This window comes from Streptomyces malaysiense (genome assembly GCF_000980885.2).
GTDB lineage: Bacteria > Actinomycetota > Actinomycetes > Streptomycetales > Streptomycetaceae > Streptomyces > Streptomyces malaysiense.
Map to the genome: position 1 here is coordinate 14036 of NZ_LBDA02000010.1, position 18412 is coordinate 32447.

An 18412-nucleotide genomic window follows, 5' to 3' on the forward strand; every position below is an offset into this window, starting at 1 on the left:
CGATTACGAGGCTCTTCCGTGCGCCGACGTTCGCTTCTTCTCGCCAGTGTTCCCGCTGGACTGGTCACGCTCGCCGGGTGTGGTGGCAAGTCCGGTTCGGGTCAGGCCGGTACGTCTCCTTCGCCCTCGGCGCCGAGTGTGCCGCCACCCAAGATCGTGGACGGTCCGCTGCCGGCGATCACGGCGGGTACGCGGTTCGGTGAGAAGCCGACCGTGGCGAAGGGCACGGGTGCGCCGTCGAAGAATCTGGCGGTGCGGACGGCGATCCCGGGCACGGGTCGCGCGGTCGCGGAGAACGACTTCATCCAGGCGAACTATCTGGGCCAGATCTGGGACACCGGCAAGGTGTTCGACAATTCGTACGACCGGCATGCGCCGCTGGTGATGCAGTTGGCGCAGGGCAGTCTGATCGACGGCTGGCGGTATGGGCTGGTCGGGAAGAAGACGGGCAGCCGGGTGGAGCTCGCGGTGCCGCCGACCTGGGGTTACGGCAAGGCGGGTAATCCGCAGGCGGGGATCAAGGGGACGGACACGCTGGTGTTCGTCGTCGATGTGATCGATTCGTTCAACTCGAAGAGTTCGGCGCACGGCAAGGCCGTTCCGCAGGACGATCCGGCGCTGCCGAAGGTCTCCACGGTCACCGACGGCTCGGTTCCGGTGGTCAAGGTGCCGCACACGAGCGCGCCGGACAAGCTGGTCTCCACGTATGTGCTGGAGGGCGCCGGTCCGCGGCTGAAGGCGGATCAGGCGGTGCTGTGCCAGTTCCAGGGGCTCGTGTGGGAGAGCGGCAAGACGTTCCAGCGGACGTACGGTTCGGGGCGGTTGAGCCAGTTCTCGCTGTCGCAGATGCAGGACACGGTCAAGGGCCTCGCGCAGGGGCTGGTCGGCAAGAAGGTGGGCAGCCGGGTGCTGGTGGTGGTGCCGCCGCAGTTGGCGTACGGCGACAACCCGCCGAGCGGCAGCCCGGTCGGCAAGGGGGCGACGCTGGTGTTCACGGTGGACGTCCTGGCGGCGATGTAGGTGGTGTCCGTGTCGGGCGGTGGGGGTGCGGGGATGAAAGACTGTCCGTGTTTCGTGTCGTACCTACGCAGGAGCTTTTGACGTGAACATCGAGAAGCCCGAGATCGACTTCCCCGAGGGCGACGCCCCGAAGGACCTTGAGATCAAGGACATCTGGGAGGGCGAGGGGCCGGTCGCGCAGGCGGGTCAGAACGTGACCGTGCACTACGTCGGTGTCGCCTTCAGCACCGGTGAGGAGTTCGACGCCAGCTGGAACCGGGGCACCCCGTTCCGCTTCCCGCTGGGTGGCGGCCGTGTCATCGCGGGCTGGGACCGCGGTGTGCAGGGCATGAAGGTCGGTGGCCGCCGCCGGCTGACCATTCCGGCCCACCTCGCCTACGGCGACCAGAGCCCGACCCCGGCGATCAAGCCGGGCGAGACGCTGATCTTCGTGGTGGACCTGCTCGCGGTCTGAGCCGTACCCGAGCCGGCGGCCGTTTCCGACCGGATCCGACCGTCCGGGGCCCATGCCTGTCCGGGCATGGGCCCTCGGCTTTTGTCCCCGCGCCCGGGAGCGGTACGGTCGACGGTCGGAAGCACAAACAGAAGGCGAAGGGCGTCGATGGCCATTGCCAAGGCCGAGCGGCTGATGAACCTCGCGCTGTGCCTGCTCGGCGCGCGGCGGCCGCTCAGCAAGCGCGAGCTGCGCGACTCCGTCGAGGCGTACGTCGAATCAGTGCGGCCCGAGCGGGGCGGGACCGGCAGCGACGACTCCTTCAACCGGATGTTCGAACGCGACAAGGACGATCTGCGCGAGCTGGGTCTGGTCATCGAGACCGTCGAGAACCTCGACGGCGAGATCGGCTATCTCGCCCGCCGCGACAGCAACCGGCTGCCGCCGATCACCCTGGACGCCGAGGAGGCCGCCGCGCTGGGCCTCGCGGCCAAGGTCTGGCAGCAGGCCCGGCTCGCCGGTGCCGCCAGCGGGGCCCTGCAGAAGCTGCGCGCCGCCGGGCTGCCCGAGGACGTCGACCCCTACGAGGGGCATGCCGCGCTGGAGCCGCGCATCCCGGTGCACGAGGCCGCCTTCGAGCCGCTGATGCTGGCCTGCCGCGACCGCCGCCCGGTCCTGTTCGACTACCGCAAGGCGTCCGCCGCCCACCCGGAGCCCCGGCACGTCGAGCCGTGGGCGCTGGAGTGCTGGCGCGGCCACTGGTACCTGGCCGGCTTCGACCGGGGGCGGGGCGCCGAGCGGGTCTTCCGGCTGTCCCGGATCACCGGCAAGGTCCGCTCGCGCGGTACGGGCTTCACCGCGCCCGTGCCCGACGTGGTGACCGTGCGCGAGACCGTCGCGGGCTGGGCGGGTGAGACGGCCGACCGCTCGGCGCTGATCCGGCTGCGGTCCGGCTCCGGGTACCCGCTGCGGGCGAAGGCCGCGAAGGTCCGGGAACTCGGGGACGGCTGGGACGAGTTGGAGATTCCGTACGGCCACGGTCTGGACGCCTGGCTGGTGGAGTTCGGGCCCGATGTGGTGGTCGTCGAGCCGGCCGAGCTGCGGGCCGACGTGGTGGACCGGCTGCGCGCCGTGGCCAAGGGCTGAGGGGGAGCGGGACTGTGGCAGGCAAACCGGCCAGGGCCGTCAACGCCATCGACCAGACCCGGCGGATGCTCTCGCTGGTGACGTATCTGCGCGAGCGCCCCGGCGCCCGGATCGCGGACGTGGCCCGCGCCTTCGGCATCACCGAGGACGAGCTGGTCGCCGACCTCGATCTGCTGCCGATGTGCGGGACCAGTTTCCGCGGCGGTGATCTGCTGGACATCGACACCGACGGCGAGCGCATCTGGTGGCACAACCCGGCCGCGCTCGGCGAGGAGGCCGCCGAGCCGCTGCGGCTGGCCGCCGACGAGGCCACCGCCCTGCTGGTGGCCGCCCGTGCCGTGGCCACCCTGCCGGGTCTGCGGGAGGGCGACCGGCAGGCGCTGCTGCGGGCCACCGCGAAGGTGGAGGCCGCGGCGGGCGAGGCCGCCGGCGCCAGCTCCCGGCTGTCGGTGACCTTCGAGTCGGAGGGCGGCGTCTTCGCGGACGTGGACCGCGCCATCTCCGAGCGCCGCCGGCTCTGGATCCGCTACTACTCCCCGGCCCGAGACGAGGTCACCGAACGCGAGATCGACCCGATCCGCCTGGTCAGCGTCGGCCACACCTATGTCGAGGCGTGGTGCCGCCGCTCCGAGGCCCGGCGCACCTTCCGGCTCGACCGGGTCGCCGAGATCCGCATCCTGGACGAGCCGTCCGCGCCGCCCGAGGTGGAGCTGCGCGACCTGTCCGAGGCGCTGGTGCAGCCCGCCGCGGAGGACCCCGAGGTGGTCGTCGAGGTCGGGCCCGGCGGCCGCTGGGTCGCCGAGTACTACCCGCACGACAGCGCCGAGGAGCTGTCCGACGGCGGGCTGCGCATCACCCTGCGCACCCCCGACCCGGCCTCCCTGCGCCGGCTGGCGCTGCGCCTGGGCCGGGACGGCCGGATCGTCTCCCCGCCCGAGCTGGCCGACAGCGCCCGTCGCGCGGCCGGTGAGGCGCTGGCGGCGTACGACGTCCCGCCCGGCCCGGCGCCGGAAGCCGCCGGGGCACGCGGATGAGCCGCCGGGCGGCGGGGCCCGCCGGCTGCTTAGGGCGTGCCCGCCGCGCGCGACCTTGGCGGGAAGGCGGGCGGGCGGCGGACCGGCCCGCCGGCCGGCTGATGGGTCGGCCGGTGGTCCGACCGGCAAAAGGGGAGTGACGGCTGTGAACGAATCCGCGGTGTCCGAGGCGAGGGGGATGACGGTGGCGACCGCGTTCGCGGGGATGCGGGGCGTGGCCCCCGTGGTGTTCAGGGCCGGCTGCCCGGAGTGCCGGGGCCGCTTCGAGCTGTCCGCGAGCGCGCTGCGCCTGGCCATCGGCGCCAGCGACCGCACCACGTTCTACTCCTTCACCTGCCCCGACTGCGGTGCCTCGGTGCGCAAGCCCGCCGGGGAGCGCATCGTGGAGCTGCTCACGGACGGCGGGGTGCGGACCCTTCGGCTCCACTCGACGGTGTAGGAACCGGCCGCCCCGGCGGGGCCCGCGGTGCGGCCGGGTGCGGGGCGGGGCGGCGGACGGTCTAGGCTCGGCGTCATGTTCTGGCCGATGTTCGCGGTAGCCATGGGGTTCCTGGGCCTCGCCGTCCTGGGCGTCCTCGCCGTCCGGGTGTTCGTGGAGGCGCGGCGCCTCGGGCGGCAGGTCGCGGACTCCGCGCAGCGCATCAACCGGGCCGCCGAGGACCTGGAGCGCTCGGCGGTGAGCGCGGCTCGGGCGGTGGACGCCCTGTGATGTCGTCTTGTGATGCGCTTTGGGTCACTTCGACCTGTCACCTTGCCGCTTCGGCCAGGTACGCTGCTGGTCGCGGCCCGGAGATCGAGGCGCGGTCCGCAGAGCTGGAGTACGCGCGGGGTGTGTCCCACGTTCACCCCCGGGCGATACGATCGCTGCCGGCACGATGGTCGGACACCTGTCCGATCGGTCGGACAAGCCGTCGCCCCGCCTCAGTGAGAAGGTGAAGACTTTATGTTCCGCAACGCACTTGAGCCGTGGCACCTGGTGCTTCTGGTGCTGGTCATCGTCCTCGTGTTCGGTTCCAAGAAGCTTCCGGACATGGCTCGTTCCCTCGGCAAGTCCGCTCGCATCCTGAAGAGCGAGGCCAAGGCGATGAAGGACGACGGCGGCAAGCAGAACACCACCTCCGCCCCGTCCGCCGAGGAGCCGGCTCCCGCGCAGCGCACGATCCAGGCCGCGCCCGGCGATGTGACCAGCTCCCGCCCGGTCAACGAGCCGACCGACTCCACCCAGCGCTGACGCGAGGACCGGGGCCCCGGTCCGCTGCACGAGATGAGGATGTGGGTTGCCCAAGTCCGCCCGCACGGAGAGGGACCCCGAGGGACGCATGCCGCTCGGGGATCACTTGCGTGAGCTGCGCAACCGGCTCACCAAGGGTGTCCTGGCGATCGTCGTCGTCACGATCGTCTCCGCCTTCTTCTACAAGGACATCATCGACTTCATCACCGCGCCGCTGCTGCACTCGGTGGGTTGCAACCAGTCCTTCGGCGAACTGTCGAAGGCCGCCAAGGGCACCCACTGCGCGCACATCACGATCGGTGACCTGCTGGGCCCGTTCACGCTGGCGCTGAAGGCGTCGCTGACCGCGGGTATAGTGCTGGCCTCCCCGGTCTGGCTCTACCAGCTGTGGGCGTTCGTCGCACCCGGCCTGCACCGCAACGAGAAGAAGTACGCGTACGCGTTCGTCGGCTTCGGCGTGCCGCTGTTCCTCGGCGGCGGCTTCCTCGCGTACCACGTGCTGCCCATCACGGCGAAGGTGATGATCGACCTCACCCCGCCCGGGGTGGAGAACCTGCTGTCGCTGGACAAGCTGCTCGACCTGGTCACGCGCATGGTGGTGGTCTTCGGCCTCGCCTTCGAGATGCCGCTGCTGCTGGTCATGCTCAACCTGACGGGCATCCTGTCCGGGAAGCGCATGCTCGGCTGGTGGCGTGCCATGGTCGTCGGTATCGCCGCCTTCGCGGCGGTGGCCACGCCGGGTGCGGACCCGATGTCGATGCTGGCGCTGGCGGCTCCGATCTGGGCGCTGTTCTTCATCGCGGTCGCCTTCTCGCTGCTCAACGACCGGCGCCGGGCCCGCCGCGCGGACGACGGACTGTCGGACGACGAGGCCTCGGAGCTGGACCTCACGCCCGAGGCGGTCGGCGAGGTGGAGCCCGTGCGAGCGAGTTCCGCCCCCGAGCTGCCGGGCAAGGACCACGTCAACGGCTACGACGACGTGACCTGACCCGCACGACGGACGAGGCGTGCCGCCCCCGGCCCGGGGTTCTCCCGGGCCGGGGGCATTTCTGTGCTCAGCGCACGTTCGGGATAATGATCGTCCTGTTGTCGGTGGGGCCCGGTACGCTCGAAAGCACGATGACAGAGGACCTCTCACCGGCCGAGCGGTACGCGGCGGCCCGTAAACGGGCAGTCGAGCAGGCCACCGCACTCGCGTCCTTCCGCGAGATGTACGACTTCGGCCTCGACCCCTTCCAGATCGAGGCCTGCCAGGCACTCGAAGCCGGGAAGGGCGTGCTGGTCGCCGCCCCCACCGGCTCGGGCAAGACGATCGTGGGCGAGTTCGCCGTCCACCTCGCCCTGCTCCAGGGCAAGAAGTGCTTCTACACGACACCCATCAAGGCGCTGTCGAACCAGAAGTACGCCGACCTGTGCCGCCGCTACGGCGCGGACAAGGTCGGCCTGCTCACCGGCGACAACAGCGTGAACTCCGAGGCGCCGGTGGTCGTGATGACCACCGAGGTGCTCAGGAACATGCTGTACGCGGGCTCCCAGACCCTGCTGGGCCTCGGCCATGTGGTCATGGACGAGGTGCACTACCTCTCCGACCGCTTTCGCGGCGCCGTCTGGGAGGAGGTGATCATCCATCTGCCCGCCTCCGTGACCCTGGTCTCGCTGTCGGCGACCGTGTCGAACGCGGAGGAGTTCGGCGACTGGCTGGACACCGTCCGCGGCGACACCGAGGTGATCGTCTCCGAGCACCGTCCGGTGCCGCTGTTCCAGCACGTGCTGGCCGGGCGGCGGATGTACGACCTGTTCGAGGAGGGCGAGGGCCACAAGAAGGCCGTCAACCCCGACCTGGCGCGCCTCGCGCGCATGGAGGCGACCCGGCCGTCCTACCAGGACCGGCGCCGGGGGCGGTCGATGCGGGAGGCAGACCGGGAGCGGGAGCGCCGGCAGCGTTCGCGGGTGTGGACGCCGGGCCGGCCCGAGGTCATCGAGCGCCTGGACGCCGAGGGTCTGCTGCCGGCCATCACCTTCATCTTCAGCCGCGCCGGCTGCGAGTCCGCCGTACAGCAGTGCCTGTACGCGGGGCTGAGGCTGAACGACGAGGAGGCGCGGGAGCGGGTCCGGGCCCTGGTGGAGGAGCGCACCGCCCACATCGCCTCGGAGGATCTGCACGTCCTCGGGTACTACGAGTGGCTGGAGGGCCTGGAGCGGGGCATCGCCGCCCACCACGCGGGCATGCTGCCGACCTTCAAGGAGGTCGTGGAGGAGCTGTTCGTGCGCGGCCTGGTCAAGGCCGTGTTCGCGACCGAGACCCTCGCGCTCGGCATCAACATGCCCGCCCGCTCCGTGGTGCTGGAGAAGCTCGTCAAGTGGAACGGCGAGCAGCACGCCGACATCACGCCGGGCGAGTACACCCAGCTGACGGGTCGTGCGGGCCGGCGGGGCATCGATGTCGAGGGGCACGCGGTGGTGCTCTGGCAGCGCGGCATGAGCCCCGAGCACCTGGCCGGTCTCGCGGGCACCCGTACGTATCCGCTGCGCTCCAGCTTCCGGCCGTCGTACAACATGGCGGTCAATCTGGTCGAGCAGTTCGGGCGGCACCGCTCGCGCGAGCTCCTGGAGACGTCGTTCGCGCAGTTCCAGGCGGACCGCTCGGTGGTCGGGATCTCCCGGCAGGTGCAGCGCAACGAGGAGGGGCTCGCCGGCTACCAGGCCTCCATGACCTGCCACCTCGGCGACTTCGAGGAGTACGCGCGGCTGCGGCGCGAGCTGAAGGACCGGGAGACGGAGCTGGCCCGGCAGGGCGCCCACCAGCGGCGGGCCGAGGCCGCCACGGCGCTGGAGAAGCTCCGGCCGGGCGACGTCATCCATGTGCCCACGGGCAAGTACGCGGGGCTCGCCCTGGTGCTCGACCCGGGGCTGCCGGCCGGCCGTTCCAACGGGCATCGCGGCTTCGATCACCAGGACGGGCCGCGTCCGCTGGTGCTGACCGCCGAGCGGCAGGTCAAGCGGCTGGCGTCGATGGACTTCCCGGTGCCGGTGGAGCCGCTGGACCGGATGCGCATCCCGAAGACGTTCAACCCGCGCTCTCCGCAGTCGCGCCGGGACCTGGCGTCCGCGCTGCGCTCCAAGGCCGGGCACATCCCGCCGGAGCGGGCCCGCAAGAAGCGCTCACAGGCCGCCGACGACCGGGAGATCGCCCGGCTGCGGACCGCCCTGCGCGCGCACCCCTGCCATGGCTGCGACGACCGCGAGGACCACGCCCGCTGGGCCGAGCGCTACCACCGGCTGCTGCGCGACACCTCGCAGCTGGAGCGCCGGATCGAGGGCCGTACGAACACCATCGCGCGGACCTTCGACCGGATCGTCGCCCTGCTGACCGAACTGGACTACCTGCGGGGCGACGAGGTCACCGAGCACGGCCGGCGGCTCGCCCGGCTCTACGGCGAGCTGGACCTGCTGGCCAGCGAATGCCTGCGCGAGGGCGTCTGGGAGGGCCTCGCGCCCGCCGAACTCGCCGCGTGCGTCTCGGCGCTGGTGTACGAGGCGCGGCTCAGCGACGACGCGATGGCGCCCAAGGTGCCCTCCGGCAAGGCGAAGGCCGCGCTGGGGGAGATGGTGCGGATCTGGGGCCGGCTCGACGGTCTGGAGGAGGACTTCCGGATCAGCCAGACCGAGGGTGTGGGCCAGCGCGAGCCCGACCTCGGTTTCGCCTGGGCCGCCTACATGTGGGCGTCGGGCAAGGGCCTGGACGAGGTGCTGCGCGAGGCGGAGATGACCGCGGGCGACTTCGTGCGCTGGTGCAAGCAGGTGATCGACGTGCTGGGGCAGATCTCCGCGGCGGCGCCCCGCGAGGGCTCGACCGTGGCCAAGGCCGCGCGCAAGGCCGTCGACCAGGTGCTGCGGGGCGTGGTGGCCTACTCGTCGGTGGGCTGACCGGCACCTCGGCGATGACCGGCTCACCCAGCGGGGTGAGCCGGTTTTCGTATGCCCGTGGGTCATGACCGAAAGTGTTCGAATGAGCGCTCAGCGTGCAAATGGAGTCGAGGGTACTCCTGGTGCCGGGGGGATTTCAGGCGGTCGCTGAATATGACACGGCGATGATCCGGTCGGACTAAGCTCGCCCGCGGCGCACCAAGTTGAGGTAATTCGCGCGCCTGTTCCCAAACATGCCGAAGATCCGGTCTGTGCCATGAATCTTCCCCCCGAAAACTCTCCCGACACCCAGCCGATCCGTCCCAGAAGGCATCCATGGTGAGTGTTCCGAAGCCGCCCGGTCGCCGGGAACGTCCCTACGCCCGCGTCATGCTGCCGCCCGCCGTGGTGATGGCCCTGGCGAGCGCGGCCGCCGTCGCCCTGGTGCCGGAACCGGCGCGGGTCGCCGTCGGCCTGTGCGGGGCCCTCGCCGTGCTCCTCGTCCTGGCCACCGGAGCCGAGGCCGCCCGGCGCGGCCGCCTGCTCCGCGAGGAGCAGGCCGCGCACGCCCGCGACACCGCCCGTCTGGAGGAGCGGCTCGCCGACCACCAGGCGCTGGTCCGCCGCTTCGCCGACGACATCCTGCCGTGGGGCTTCGCCCGGCTCTCGCGCGGCGAGATGCTCCGCGACGTCCTCGCGAACGTCTACGACGCCGACCCCGACCTGCGCGTCCTGCCCGACGTCTACCGCGAGATGACCCGGGTCGCGCTGCGCGGCGCCGACCACGAGATCACCATGCGGATCGCCACCGAACGCTCCTTCGTCAGCATCGCCCGCCGCGTCCAGGCCATCGTGCACCAACAGGCCGTGGAACTGAGGGAGATGGAGGAGGACCACGGCCGCAACCCGGAGGTCTTCGACGACCTGCTGCGCCTGGACCACGGCAGCTCGCTGATCGGCCGGCTCGCCGACACCATCGGCGTCCTCGGCGGCGGCCGCCCCGGCCGCCAGTGGCCCCTGCCGGTGTCCCTCTACAGCACCCTGCGCGGCGCCATGTCCCGGATCCTGGACTACCACCGCATCCACCTGGCGTCGATCTGCAACATCAACATCAAGGGCACCGCGGTCGAGCCGGTCATCCACGCCGCAGCCGAACTCTTCGACAACGCCACCCGCTACTCGCCGCCCACCACCAAGGTGCACGTCACCGCCGTGGAGGTGCAGACCGGCATCGTCATCGAGATCGAGGACGCCGGGGTCAGCCTCAACGAGGAGTCCCGCGTCCGCATCGAGAAGATGATCGAGGACGCCAAGAACGGCGACGACGCGCACAACCTCGGCGACAACCCGCGCCTCGGCCTCGCCGTCGTCGGGCGGCTGTGCAAGCAGTTCGACATGGAGGTCTCGCTGCGCACCTCCGCCTACGGCGGGCTGCGCGCGATCCTCATCGTGCCGCGCGTGATGACCACCACCGAGCCCGGCGTCGGCGTCGCCCACGGCATCGGCGCGACCGGCATCCCGATGCCCGAACTCGGCGCCGTCGAGGGCCCCCGGCGCCGGCCCAAGAAGCGCCGCCCCACCAGCCCCAAGATTCCCGCCGGGATCTCCATGGAGGACGACGTCCCCGAGGTCACCGAGTGGACGGCGGGCGGGCTGCCGCAGCGCCGCAGCAGGGTGAAGGTCCCGCTGAGCCGGCGCTGGGCCGAGGAGGCCGCCATCGAGCGGGCCGAAGCCGAGGGCCGCCCCACCGTCTGGTCCCAGACCCGCCAGGAACCCGAGCCCGCGCCGGAGCCGGACCCCGAGCGCAAGAAGCTCATGGAACGCCCGCCGGGCATGTGGATCGACGACTTCTTCGACGGGCTGCGCAAGGGCATGCCCGAGGACGCCACCGCCCCCGAGCTGACCGACTTCACGCTCAACCCCACCAAGTACCTGCACCTGATCGATGACTCGGCCGCCCCCACCGAGGCCGACGACGAGGGGACCGTCCAGTGATCCAGCAGCGAGGCAACTTCGACTGGATGCTCAAGCAGCTCAACGACGGGGTGCCGGGCATCGAGATGATCGTGGTGCTCTCCTCCGACGGCCTGCGCATCGCCCGCTACGGCGGGGATCCCGACGCCGCCGACCGGGTCGCCGCGGCCTGCGCGGGCCTGCAGAGCCTGGCCGGCGCCATCATCCAGGAGATCCCGGGCGCCGGCGAGATGAAGGTCGTCGTCGTGGAGATCGAGGGCGGCTACTTCTATCTGATGAACGCGGGCGCCAACGCCTACCTCGCCGTGCTCGCCGACGTCACCTGCGAACCGGGCCGGATGAGCGGCATGATGCGCGACCTCGTCGTGCGGATCGGCGCCCATCTCACCAGTCCGCCCCGGCGGGACGGGCAGACCGTATGACCCCTCCACGACGACAACGGCGCGGGCCGACCCCGCCGACCCCGCCCCCGTCCCCGCCGGAGTTACGGCCGTTCCCGCACGCCGATGCCGCCGACGGCCGCTCTTCGCGGGGCGCACCGGACGGACCGCAGGCGCACGGCACCCCGGACGGACAGCCCCCGCCCCGCAACCCCGAGCGGCTCTACGCCGTCACCGGGACCGCCGACGGCGGCCGCGCCGAACTCGACCTCGTGACCCTGATCGTGGCCTGCCGGACCCCGCCGCCCGGCGCCTCGCCGGAGCACACGGCGGTGCTCGGCCTGTGCACCGCCCCGCTGTCCCTGGCCGAGCTGTCGGCCTACCTCACCCTGCCGTTCAGCGCGATGACCGTACTGATCACGGAGATGATCACGGCCGAACTGGTGCAGGCGCGCGCCCCGGTCACCCGCCGCACGGCCCCCGATCGTTCCCTCCTCGAAGCGGTGATGCATGGACTTCAAAAGCTCTGACACGATCCCCGGACCGCGCACCGAGGACCAGCTGCCGCACACGGCCCAGGCAGCGGTGAAGATCGTGATCGTGGGCGGCTTCGGCGTCGGCAAGACCACCATGGTCGGCTCCGTCAGCGAGATCAAACCGCTGACCACCGAGGAGACCATGACCCAGGCCGGCATCGGGATCGACGACGACTACGGCTCCGAGTCCAAGACCGCCACCACCGTCGCCATGGACTTCGGCCGGATCAGCATCACCGACAAACTGGTGCTCTACCTGTTCGGGACCCCCGGCCAGGAGCGCTTCTGGTTCCTGTGGAACGGCCTGTTCGAGGGCGCGCTCGGCGCGGTCGTACTCGTCGACACCCGGCGCCTGGAGGTCAGCTTCGACGTCATGGGCCGCCTGGAGGAACGCGGCGTGCCCTTCGTGGTCGCCGTCAACTCCTTCCCGGACGCGCCCCGCTATCCCGTCGAGGAACTGCGCGCCGCGCTCGACCTGACCCCCGAGATCCCGATCATCGAATGCGATGTGCGCCGCCGCGCCTCCAGCAAGGACGTACTGCTCACCCTGATGCGGTTCCTGCACTCGCTCGCCCTCTCCGGCGCCCTCACCTGACCCACCCGCATCCCTTCCGTTCCGGAGCGATCACTGTGACGCCTGAACACCGGCCTCCGACCGGCACCCCGGCCACCGGCACGAACGACCCCCTGTTCGGGCCGCCGCCCGGCTGCCCCGCGCACGGCCTCGGCCCCGGGGGACCGCACCGGCTCTACGGCGCGGGCGCGGAGGACCTGGACGACCTCTACGAGCGGCTGCGCGAGCGGTACGGCCCGGTCGCCCCCGTACTGCTGCACGACGACGTACCGATGTGGGTGGTGCTCGGGCATGCCGAGAACCTCCAGGTGGTGCGCAGCCCCTCGCAGTACACCCGCGACAGCCGGATCTGGGCCCCGCTCCTGGACGGCCGGGTCAAGCCGGACCACCCGCTGATGCCGCACATCGCCTGGCAGCCCATCTGCTCCCACGCCGAGGGCGACGAACACCTGAGGCTGCGCAACGCGGTCACCTCCGCCATGGCCACCATCGACCACCGCAGCGTCCGCCGGCACATCGGCGGCCACACCCAGCACCTGGTCAACGGCTTCTGCGAGCGCGGCCGCGCCGACCTCGTCGCCCAGTTCGCCGAGCATCTGCCGATGGCGGTGCTGTGCGAGATCCTCGGCATGCCCGAGGAGTACGACGACCGGATGGTGCAGGCCGCCAGGGACGCCCTCAAGGGCACCGAGACCGCCATCCAGAGCCACGCCTACGTCATGGACGCGCTGAACCGGCTCACCCTGCGCCGCCGCGCCCGGCCCGAGGACGACTTCACCAGCCACCTCGTCATGCACGAGGCCCGGCTCAGCGACGACGAGGTCCGCGAACACCTGCGGCTCGTCCTGTTCGCCGCCTACGAGGCCACCGCCAACCTGCTCGCCAACGCGCTGCGCATGGTCCTGACCGAACCCGGGTTCCGCGCCCGGCTCAACGGCGGGCAGATGACCGTGCCGGAGGCGATCGAGCAGTCCCTGTGGGACGAGCCGCCCTTCAGCACCGTCCTCGGCTACTACGCCAAGCAGGACACCGAGCTGGGCGGGCAGCGCATCGCCAAGGGCGACGGGCTGCTGTTCGCGCCCGCGCCGGGCAACCTCGACCCGAGGGTACGGCCCGACCTGGCCGCGAACATGCAGGGCAACCGCTCCCACCTCGCCTTCGGCGGCGGACCGCACGAGTGCCCGGGGCAGGACATCGGACGCGCCATCGCCGACGTCGGCGTCGACGCCCTGCTGACCCGGCTGCCGGACGTCCAACTGGCGTGCGCCGAGGACGATCTGCGCTGGCGCTCCGCCATCGCCTCCCGGCACCTGGTGGCGCTGCCGGTGCGGTTCGAACCCAAGCCGCAGCAGGACACCGATCTGCCGCCGCGCGCCTACGCGGCCCCCGGCCTGCCCGCCGACCTGCGGCCGCCCGCCCGGCGCCGGGAGCCGCAGGGCGCGGCGCTCCCCGCGGCCGTACCGCCGCCCCGGCCCGCGCCGCTGCCGCCGGTCCCGGCCGGCGCCCCGGCGCGCGGGCCCTGGCAGCGGCTGCTGCGCTGGTGGCGCGGCGAGTGACGGGGCCCGGTCAGTCCGCCGCCCACCGCGGGTGGCAGGACCAGGCGAGGAGGGTGCGCCCGCTGGTGAAGGAGTGCTCGGCACCGGTGACCGGATCGGTGAACTCAAGCCCGCGTGCCAGTAGTTGCAGGGGGCGGCGGAAGTCACCGGCCGGCACCGGGGGGAGCACCTCCGGATAGAGCGGGTCTCCGAGGATGGGCACGCCCAGCGAGTTCAGATGCACCCGCAGCTGGTGGGTCTGCCCGGTGCGCGGGAGCAGCCGGTAGCGGCCGAGTCCGCCCTGCCGCTCCGCCAGCTCCACCCGGGTCTCGGCGTTGGGCTCGCCCTCGACCTCCCGGGCGGCCTGCACCCCGCGCTCCTTCAGGATCCGGCTGCGCACGGTCCGGGGCAGGGCGAGCGCGGCGTCGTAGGGCGCGACGGCCTCGTACTCCTTGCTCACCCGGCGTTCGCCGAACAGCGTCTGGTACGCGCCGCGTTCCTCGGGCCGCACCGTGAACAGCACCAGTCCGGCGGTGAGCCGGTCCAGCCGGTGGGCGGCCGAGAGGGTGGGGATGCCCAGGTCGTGGCGGAGCCGGGCGAGCGCGGTCTGGGTGACATGGCTGCCGCGCGGGGTGGTGGCGAGGAAGTGCGGCTTGTCGGCGACGACGATGTGCTCGTCCCGGTACACCACCGGAAGGGGGAACGGCACGGGCACCTCGGGGGGCAGCTCCCGGTGGAACCACACGAACATCCCCGGCCGGTACGGCGCGTCGGCCGGCACCGCCCGTCCGTCCGCGCCCACGATCCGTCCGGCCGCGAACATCGCCTCGATCACCCCGGGCCCGGCACCGCTGAGCCGCGCCACCAGGTGCTCGCCCACGGTGGCCCACTCGCCGCCCGCGGGCAGCCGCACCCGTACGGGGTCGACCCCGTCACGCTGGGGGAGCGGGGCGGGCGGGGGCGGCGTACGGCGTCTCACCCGGTCAAGGGTACGAGGGGCGGGGCCGGGGCGGGTGGGGTGACGATCAGGGGTGCGCGGGGCGGACGCCATGAAACGGGTGGGGGACGGGGCCCTGGGGCGGCAGTATGTGGATCATGCCCATTCTCACCAGTCCGGTGCTGACCGCCGGCGTCCTCGCGCGTACCGAGCAGCCCGTCATCCCCACCGGTGACGGCCTGGTGTTGCGCCCCTGGCAGGAGGGGGACGCGCCCGCCGTGTACGCGGCGTTCCAGGATCCGCTGATGCACCGCTTCCACGGCAGGTCCTGCGAGTCCGAGGCGGAGGCGGCCGGGTGGATCACGCGGTGGCGGCAGGCGTGGGCCGGGGAGCGGGAGCCGCAGTGGGCGGTCGTGGAGGAGGCCGGCGGGCATCTGGTGGGCAGGGTCGCGCTCCGGCAGATCGAGCTGGCGGACGGCATGGCCGAACTCGCCTACTGGACCGTGGCGCGGGCCCGCGGCCGTGATGTCGCGACCCGTTCGGCCGCCGCGCTGACGCACTGGGCGTTCGAGGAGATCGGCTTCCACCGGCTGGAGTTGATGCACTCCACCGCCAACGAGGCGTCCTGCCGGGTCGCCGCCAAGGCGGGCTTCGCCCCCGAGGGCACCCGGCGCAAGGCGTATCTGCACCCCGACGGCTGGCACGACATGCATCTGCACGCCCGGGTGCGCGGGGACCGAACCCGAGGGGGCGGGCCCGGGGCGCCGCAGGCGCGGCCGGTGTGAAGATGGGGCGCATGCCTGCCTATGACCTCGCGAACCGGCTCGTCGTCGGTGTCGCCTCCAGTGCCCTGTTCGATCTGCGCGATTCCGACGCGGTGTTCAGGGAGCAGGGTGAGGAGGCCTACCGGGCCTACCAGGAGGAGCACCGGGACGACACGCTGCGTCCGGGGGTGGCGTTCGCGTTCATCCGCAGGCTCCTGTCGCTCAACGACCTCGGGGAGCCGGGCGATCCGCTGGTCGAGGTCATCATCCTGTCCCGCAACGACCCCGACACCGGGCTGCGGGTGATGCGTTCGATACAGACCCATGGACTGGCCATCAGCCGGGCCGTGTTCAGGCAGGGCCGGTCTCCGTACAAGTTCATGCCGGCGCTGAACATGTCGCTGTTCCTGTCGGCGAACGGCGACGACGTGCGGGAGGCCGTCGCGGCGGGGCTGCCCGCGGGGCATGTGCTGGGGGCGGCGTACCCGGACGACGCGGCGGACCGGGAGCTGCGGATCGCGTTCGACTTCGACGGAGTGCTCGCCACCGACGCGGCCGAACAGGTCTACCAGTCCGAGGGGCTGGAGGAGTTCCGGGCGTACGAGATGCGCAACGCGGCGACTCCGCACGACGCGGGGCCGCTGCGGGACTTCCTCGCCGGGGTGAACCGGATCCAGAACCGGGAGGAGGAACGGCGTAGGACGGACCCGGACTACGAGGTGCGGGTCCATGTCTCCATCGTGACCGCGCGCAACGCCCCGGCGCACGAGCGGGCCGTGAACAGCCTCAAGCAGTGGGGCGTGCGGGTCGACGACGCGTTCTTCCTCGGCGGCATAGACAAGGGCGCCGTGATGAGGGTGCTGGACCCGCACATCTTCTTCGACGACCAGGTGACGCATCTGGAGAGCACGGCGCGGACGACCCCGAGCGTGCATGTGCCGTTCGGCGAGATCAACGCACGCTGAGGGCCGGGAGCCGGGAGCCGGATGGCGGGGGCGCGCCGCGGGGCTCAGGCGGCCCGCGCGCCGCCGCTCTCCTGCTCCGCCTCGATGCGGGCGTTCCACTCGCGCTTGGAGGCCTGCCAGCCGTCCTCGTCGTGACCGAGGCGCCAGTAACCGGAGATCGAGAGGTCCTCGCGCGGGATGCGCAGGTCGACCCGCAGCATCCGGCGCAGTTCCTTCACGAAGCCCGCCTCGCCGTGCACGAAGGCGTGCGGCCGGCCCTCGGGGAACTCCAGGTCGCGCACGGCCTCCAGCAGGGCGGCGCCGACCGGGCGGTCCCCGCGGTGCAGCCAGACGACCTCCGCCGCGGAGTCGATCTTCTGCTCCTCCTCGGGACCGGAGACCTCCACGAAGGCGTGGACCGGCGCGTCGGCGGGCAGCGTCTCCAGGGCGCGGGCGATGGCGGGCAGCGCGCTCTCGTCACCGACGAGCAGATGCCAGTCGGCGTCCGGGTCGGGGGCGTAGGCGCCGCCGGGGCCCATGAAGCGCAGGGTCTCGCCGGGCCGCACCCGCAGGGCCCAGGGGCCGGCCAGGCCCTCGTCGCCGTGGATCACGAAGTCCAGGGTCAGCTCGCGGTGCCCGGCGTCCCAGCCGCGCACCGTGTAGGTCCGGGTCACCGGCCACTGCTCGCGCGGGAACTCGGCGCGGATCCGCTCCAGGTCGAAGGGCTCCGGGTAGGTCACGTCCGGCGGGCCGAAGAGGAGCTTCACGTAGTGGTCGGTGAAGCTGTCCGCCGCGAAGCCGGCGAGTCCGTCGCCGCCGAGCACCACGCGTTGCATGTGCGGGGTCAGCCGCTCGGTGCGCACCACCCGGGCGGTGTGGACCTTGCGCGGCTTTCGTTCCGGACGCTCTGCCATCACGGCCTCCTGCGGACTGGTTAGGTATACCTAAGCTAACATCTCTCCTTCCGGTCCGATCTTCCTTTGTGTTCCAACGGCCGCCCTTTGCTCGAATATTGCCGACCGAGGGCCCGGAACTACGCGCCCAGCGTGGTCAGCAGCCGCTGGAGCGAGCCGCCCAGGCCCCACCGGGCCGCCAGCTCCTCCAGGGCCGCGGGATCGCGCGGGGCGCCGGGCAGTGCGGTGTCCACGTCCGGCAGCGGTACGTCACCGGCCACTCGCACCACCTCCGGCGCCACGGCGACATACGGTCGCGCCTCGGTGAGCCGCCGGCGCTGCGAGGGCGTGAGCCTCGCCCGCGGATCGTCCACGGCCGCCATGATCCCGGGCAGGTCGCCGAACTCCGCGAGCAGCTTGGCGGCCGTCTTCTCGCCGATCCCGGGCACGCCCGGCAGTCCGTCGCTCGGGTCGCCGCGCAGCAGCGCCAGGTCCGCGTACCCCCGCCCGCCGACGCCGTACTTCTCGCGCAGCACCGCCTCGTCGGTCACCTGGAGGGTGCCCACGCCCTTGATCGGGTACAGCACCCGCACGCCGCGGCCGTCGTCCACCAGCTGGTACAGATCGCGGTCGCCGGTGACGATGTCGACCGGGCCGGTGGCGCGCGCGGTGAAGGTGCCGATCACGTCGTCCGCCTCGTAGCCGGCGACCCCGACGCGGGCGATGCCGATCGCGTCCAGCACGGACTCGATGACGGGCACCTGCGGGGCGAGGGTGTCCGGTACCTCCTCCGCGTCCGGTGCGCCGGTGTGCTGCTCGGCGACCCGGTGCGCCTTGTACGTGGGGATCAGCTCGACCCGCCACTTCGGCCGCCAGTCGGCGTCCATGCAGGCCACCAGGTGGGTCGGCCGGTGGTCCCGGACCAGGCGGTCGACGAAGTCCAGCAGTCCGCGCACGGCGTTCACCGGGGTGCCGTCCGGCGCCTTCACGGAGTCGGGGACGCCGAAGTAGGCGCGGAAGTACAGCGAGGCGGTGTCGAGGAGCATCAGTCGTCCGGTCACGTCTCGCATCATGCCGTACGCCACCGACAGTCACCTCGGCGTCA

Annotated in this window: 19 protein-coding genes; 16 read left to right on the top strand and 3 right to left on the bottom strand. The window is 72.0% G+C overall.

Features of this window, described 5'->3' with window-relative positions; genetic code table 11:
* Window positions 1-18 precede the first annotated feature (18 nt).
* The 14 genes from VT52_RS05405 to VT52_RS05470 all read left to right on the top strand — a co-directional run bounded on the left by VT52_RS05405 (window position 19) and on the right by VT52_RS05470 (window position 13790).
* Window positions 19-1020 carry an FKBP-type peptidyl-prolyl cis-trans isomerase gene (locus VT52_RS05405; RefSeq protein WP_046424364.1) on the top strand — a complete coding sequence of 334 codons (1002 nt, stop codon included), beginning with the start codon at window positions 19-21 and terminating at the stop codon, window positions 1018-1020.
* A gap of 82 nt (window positions 1021-1102) precedes the next feature.
* Window positions 1103-1474 (top strand): FKBP-type peptidyl-prolyl cis-trans isomerase, encoded by a 372-nt coding sequence (locus VT52_RS05410; protein WP_046424367.1) that lies wholly within the window; start codon window positions 1103-1105, stop codon window positions 1472-1474.
* Between the two features lie 147 nt (window positions 1475-1621).
* Window positions 1622-2599: a helix-turn-helix transcriptional regulator gene (locus VT52_RS05415; protein ID WP_046424370.1), complete on the top strand. Its 978-nt coding sequence runs from the start codon at window positions 1622-1624 to the stop codon at window positions 2597-2599.
* A 14-nt stretch (window positions 2600-2613) separates the two neighbouring features.
* On the top strand, window positions 2614-3633 hold the full coding sequence (locus VT52_RS05420; protein ID WP_046424373.1) for a helix-turn-helix transcriptional regulator: 1020 nt from the start codon (window positions 2614-2616) through the stop codon (window positions 3631-3633).
* Between the two features lie 145 nt (window positions 3634-3778).
* Window positions 3779-4072: a hypothetical protein gene (locus tag VT52_RS05425; RefSeq protein WP_206306437.1), complete on the top strand. Its 294-nt coding sequence runs from the start codon at window positions 3779-3781 to the stop codon at window positions 4070-4072.
* 75 nt (window positions 4073-4147) lie between these two features.
* Window positions 4148-4342 carry a hypothetical protein gene (locus VT52_RS05430; protein WP_046424376.1) on the top strand — a complete coding sequence of 65 codons (195 nt, stop codon included), beginning with the start codon at window positions 4148-4150 and terminating at the stop codon, window positions 4340-4342.
* Window positions 4343-4576: 234 nt separating this feature from the next.
* The gene (gene tatA, locus VT52_RS05435; protein WP_046424378.1) at window positions 4577-4864 is read left to right on the top strand and encodes a Sec-independent protein translocase subunit TatA; all 288 of its coding nucleotides are present in this window, start codon (window positions 4577-4579) and stop codon (window positions 4862-4864) included.
* A 46-nt stretch (window positions 4865-4910) separates the two neighbouring features.
* Window positions 4911-5852 carry a twin-arginine translocase subunit TatC gene (tatC, locus tag VT52_RS05440; protein ID WP_206306438.1) on the top strand — a complete coding sequence of 314 codons (942 nt, stop codon included), beginning with the start codon at window positions 4911-4913 and terminating at the stop codon, window positions 5850-5852.
* An 86-nt stretch (window positions 5853-5938) separates the two neighbouring features.
* On the top strand, window positions 5939-8791 hold the full coding sequence (locus VT52_RS05445; protein ID WP_046424379.1) for a DEAD/DEAH box helicase: 2853 nt from the start codon (window positions 5939-5941) through the stop codon (window positions 8789-8791).
* Window positions 8792-9106: 315 nt separating this feature from the next.
* Window positions 9107-10765 carry an ATP-binding protein gene (locus tag VT52_RS05450; RefSeq protein ID WP_240509646.1) on the top strand — a complete coding sequence of 553 codons (1659 nt, stop codon included), beginning with the start codon at window positions 9107-9109 and terminating at the stop codon, window positions 10763-10765.
* Complete coding sequence (locus VT52_RS05455) at window positions 10762-11166, top strand: roadblock/LC7 domain-containing protein (protein ID WP_046424381.1); 405 nt, start codon at window positions 10762-10764, stop codon at window positions 11164-11166. Before VT52_RS05450 ends, VT52_RS05455 begins: the two co-directional genes overlap by 4 nt.
* The gene (locus VT52_RS05460; protein WP_046424384.1) at window positions 11163-11654 is read left to right on the top strand and encodes a DUF742 domain-containing protein; all 492 of its coding nucleotides are present in this window, start codon (window positions 11163-11165) and stop codon (window positions 11652-11654) included. The genes VT52_RS05455 and VT52_RS05460 overlap by 4 nt, the downstream gene beginning before the upstream one ends.
* On the top strand, window positions 11635-12255 hold the full coding sequence (locus tag VT52_RS05465) for a GTP-binding protein (protein ID WP_046424386.1): 621 nt from the start codon (window positions 11635-11637) through the stop codon (window positions 12253-12255). Before VT52_RS05460 ends, VT52_RS05465 begins: the two co-directional genes overlap by 20 nt.
* Window positions 12256-12290: 35 nt before the next feature.
* On the top strand, window positions 12291-13790 hold the full coding sequence (locus VT52_RS05470; protein ID WP_046424388.1) for a cytochrome P450: 1500 nt from the start codon (window positions 12291-12293) through the stop codon (window positions 13788-13790).
* Between the two features lie 10 nt (window positions 13791-13800).
* Here the strand turns inward: VT52_RS05470 and VT52_RS05475 are convergent, their stop codons facing one another.
* Complete coding sequence (locus VT52_RS05475; protein ID WP_046424390.1) at window positions 13801-14748, bottom strand: RluA family pseudouridine synthase; 948 nt, start codon at window positions 14746-14748, stop codon at window positions 13801-13803.
* A 116-nt stretch (window positions 14749-14864) separates the two neighbouring features.
* Between VT52_RS05475 and VT52_RS05480 the strand changes: the two genes are divergently transcribed.
* Together VT52_RS05480 and VT52_RS05485 are read left to right on the top strand one after the other, a co-directional pair.
* Window positions 14865-15491: a GNAT family N-acetyltransferase gene (locus VT52_RS05480; RefSeq protein WP_046424424.1), complete on the top strand. Its 627-nt coding sequence runs from the start codon at window positions 14865-14867 to the stop codon at window positions 15489-15491.
* A gap of 11 nt (window positions 15492-15502) precedes the next feature.
* Complete coding sequence (locus VT52_RS05485) at window positions 15503-16435, top strand: 5'-nucleotidase (protein ID WP_046424425.1); 933 nt, start codon at window positions 15503-15505, stop codon at window positions 16433-16435.
* Window positions 16436-16479: 44 nt separating this feature from the next.
* On the opposite strand, the gene VT52_RS05490 is transcribed toward VT52_RS05485, so the two are convergent.
* Window positions 16480-17328, bottom strand: coding sequence for a siderophore-interacting protein (locus VT52_RS05490; RefSeq protein ID WP_206306439.1), 849 nt, complete (start codon window positions 17326-17328; stop codon window positions 16480-16482).
* 119 nt (window positions 17329-17447) lie between these two features.
* Window positions 17448-18377 (bottom strand): 5'-3' exonuclease, encoded by a 930-nt coding sequence (locus VT52_RS05495; protein WP_240509647.1) that lies wholly within the window; start codon window positions 18375-18377, stop codon window positions 17448-17450.
* Window positions 18378-18412 lie beyond the last annotated feature (35 nt).

Excerpts from the sequence above, each read along its gene's own strand:
- VT52_RS05415 (WP_046424370.1), top strand. The coding sequence starts at position 1,622 with ATGGCCATTGCCAAGGCCGAGCGGCTGATGAACCTCGCGCTGTGCCTG.
- VT52_RS05430 (WP_046424376.1), top strand. The coding sequence starts at position 4,148 with ATGTTCTGGCCGATGTTCGCGGTAGCCATGGGGTTCCTGGGCCTCGCC.
- tatA (WP_046424378.1), top strand. The coding sequence starts at position 4,577 with ATGTTCCGCAACGCACTTGAGCCGTGGCACCTGGTGCTTCTGGTGCTG.
- VT52_RS05445 (WP_046424379.1), top strand. The coding sequence starts at position 5,939 with ATGATCGTCCTGTTGTCGGTGGGGCCCGGTACGCTCGAAAGCACGATG.
- VT52_RS05450 (WP_240509646.1), top strand. The coding sequence starts at position 9,107 with ATGGTGAGTGTTCCGAAGCCGCCCGGTCGCCGGGAACGTCCCTACGCC.
- VT52_RS05460 (WP_046424384.1), top strand. The coding sequence starts at position 11,163 with ATGACCCCTCCACGACGACAACGGCGCGGGCCGACCCCGCCGACCCCG.
- VT52_RS05465 (WP_046424386.1), top strand. The coding sequence starts at position 11,635 with ATGGACTTCAAAAGCTCTGACACGATCCCCGGACCGCGCACCGAGGAC.
- VT52_RS05480 (WP_046424424.1), top strand. The coding sequence starts at position 14,865 with ATGCCCATTCTCACCAGTCCGGTGCTGACCGCCGGCGTCCTCGCGCGT.
- VT52_RS05485 (WP_046424425.1), top strand. The coding sequence starts at position 15,503 with ATGCCTGCCTATGACCTCGCGAACCGGCTCGTCGTCGGTGTCGCCTCC.
- VT52_RS05490 (WP_206306439.1), bottom strand. The coding sequence starts at position 17,328 with ATGGCAGAGCGTCCGGAACGAAAGCCGCGCAAGGTCCACACCGCCCGG.
- VT52_RS05495 (WP_240509647.1), bottom strand. The coding sequence starts at position 18,377 with ATGCGAGACGTGACCGGACGACTGATGCTCCTCGACACCGCCTCGCTG.